At 59.8% G+C, this 1,784-nt stretch carries 2 protein-coding genes; one reads left to right on the top strand and one right to left on the bottom strand.

What is annotated here, in order from left to right; genetic code table 11:
* Window positions 1-349 precede the first annotated feature (349 nt).
* A complete protein-coding gene (locus GY725_20485; protein MCP4006563.1) occupies window positions 350-1,426 on the bottom strand; it encodes a Fic family protein in 1,077 nt (358 codons plus the stop codon).
* Window positions 1,427-1,674: 248 nt separating this feature from the next.
* Between GY725_20485 and GY725_20490 the strand changes: the two genes are divergently transcribed.
* On the top strand, window positions 1,675-1,782 hold the full coding sequence (locus tag GY725_20490) for a transposase (GenBank protein ID MCP4006564.1): 108 nt from the start codon (window positions 1,675-1,677) through the stop codon (window positions 1,780-1,782).
* The last annotated feature ends 2 nt before the right edge of the window (window positions 1,783-1,784 follow it).

Consider the following 1,784-nt stretch of genomic DNA (forward strand, 5'->3'; position numbering starts at 1 on the left):
CCAATCGTCATCTCCGTTCCGTCTTTGATAACCTTGTCCATGGTCGACCTCCGTGTTGGGCCTCGAGCCCGCGAATTTGTTCTTGGGGATCCTACGTGGATACCCCGTAACGGAGGTCGACCTTCTCATCCCATCTCGTAAATGAAACAGGGCGACGAATCAAATAAACGTTGATTCGCCGCCCCTACCGATTCGGCTTGAAATCCCCTTCCCGCAAGGGAGTACAGGTTCGAGTCCTGTCTCCGGCACCAAGGGGCGTTGACGGTTGGATGCGGGATCGATTTCCGTCGCGTCCACCATTCGACTCGGGCACGAAACGCGGAGTCGTTTGCCCACGTTTCGACGAGGCTCACGCCAGCCCGTACCAGGTGCCGCGGCCCGCGCCGTGTCTCTCGAGGTGCCCTGCCCGCGTTAGCGCCTTCAGATGGTCCTTGATCGTGCTGCGATTTGCCCCGGTGACTGTCGCCGCTTCCGCAACCGTCACCCGGCCGCGTTCGCGGCACAGTTCCAGGATCCGTGCCGAGAGTTCCGGGAGATCGCCGAGGATCAGCCGCTCGCGCTCGATCTTTTTCTCGAGCCGTAGCTTCTGCTGCTGCAGCGCGCGCAGGAAAAACTCAAGCCACGGCTGCCAGTCGGTTTCTTCCGTGCGCAACGTGCTCTGGGTTCTTCGCAGACTCAGGTAGTAGGAATCCTTGCTTTGTTCGACGACACTTTCCAGGGAACAATACGGCACGTACCCATAGCCTGCTCGCAGCAGGAGCAACGTCGTCAGGATCCGCGAAAGCCGTCCATTCCCATCCTGAAATGGGTGGATCGCCAGAAAGACGACGATGAAGATCGCGATGACGATCAGCACGTGGAGCTCGTCCCCCTCCAGATTGGCCTGCGTCCATTCGACAAGCTCTGCCATGAGGCGCGGCGTATCGAATGGGCTTGCCGTCTCAAAGACGATCGCGATGCTCTCGCCGTCAGGCCCGAAGGCCTCGACATGATTCGGTTGTGTCTTGTATTCCCCACGATGGCGCTCGTCTTTCGAGGAGTATCGCAACAGGTCGCGGTGCAGTTGCTTGATGTGGTTCTCGGTCGGTGCGATCTGCCGGAAGTCCGCGAAGACCGTTTCCATGGTCCCTGCGTATCCCGCGACTTCCTCCTCGTCACGTGAGGCGAACTCCTTGATATCGAGCCCTCTCAAGAGCGTCTCGACTTCCCGGTCGGACAGCTTGGCCCCCTCGATCCGTGTCGAAGAGCCGATACTCTCGATGGTCGCGACGCGGCGTAGCGCGGTCAACCGCTCGGGAGCGATCCGCCCAAGCGCGATCCAAGCGCCCTTGAACTGGTCGATTTCCGCGATCAGCTTGAGGATCGCCGGGGTGATCGTCAGTGTTTCTGTACGGATGCCGCCATCCATTCGAGCCTCCGATTCCATCCGTTTGGAGTATCGCACAGGCCCGGCGTTAGATCCATCCGTTTCCATCCGATTGATGTCCTGGTCCGGAAATCCTCATATTTCACGTACAGGAGGATCGGATCTCGGAGCCGGGACGAGCCGGACGCGGGTTCGAGAAGATGGTCCCGGGATTTCGGACAGCTTGATAAGGTGGATCCGGCCTCAATGATGAGAGGAGCGGATCGAGGGCAAAGCGCAGAAGATTCTCGGCAGAATTCAAGGCCCGTGTGGCCCTCGAGGCACTGGTGGGCGACAAGACGCTCGCAGAGTTCGCAGCCCGGCACGACGTCCATCCCAACATGATTGCGCAGTGGAAACGCCAGGCGAAGGAGTGAAC

This window comes from bacterium, from assembly GCA_024226335.1.
Taxonomy (GTDB): Bacteria; Myxococcota_A; UBA9160; order SZUA-336; family SZUA-336; genus JAAELY01.

Coding starts and splice junctions, on each gene's coding strand:
- GY725_20485 (MCP4006563.1), bottom strand. CDS start 1,426: ATGGAATCGGAGGCTCGAATGGATGGCGGCATCCGTACAGAAACACTG.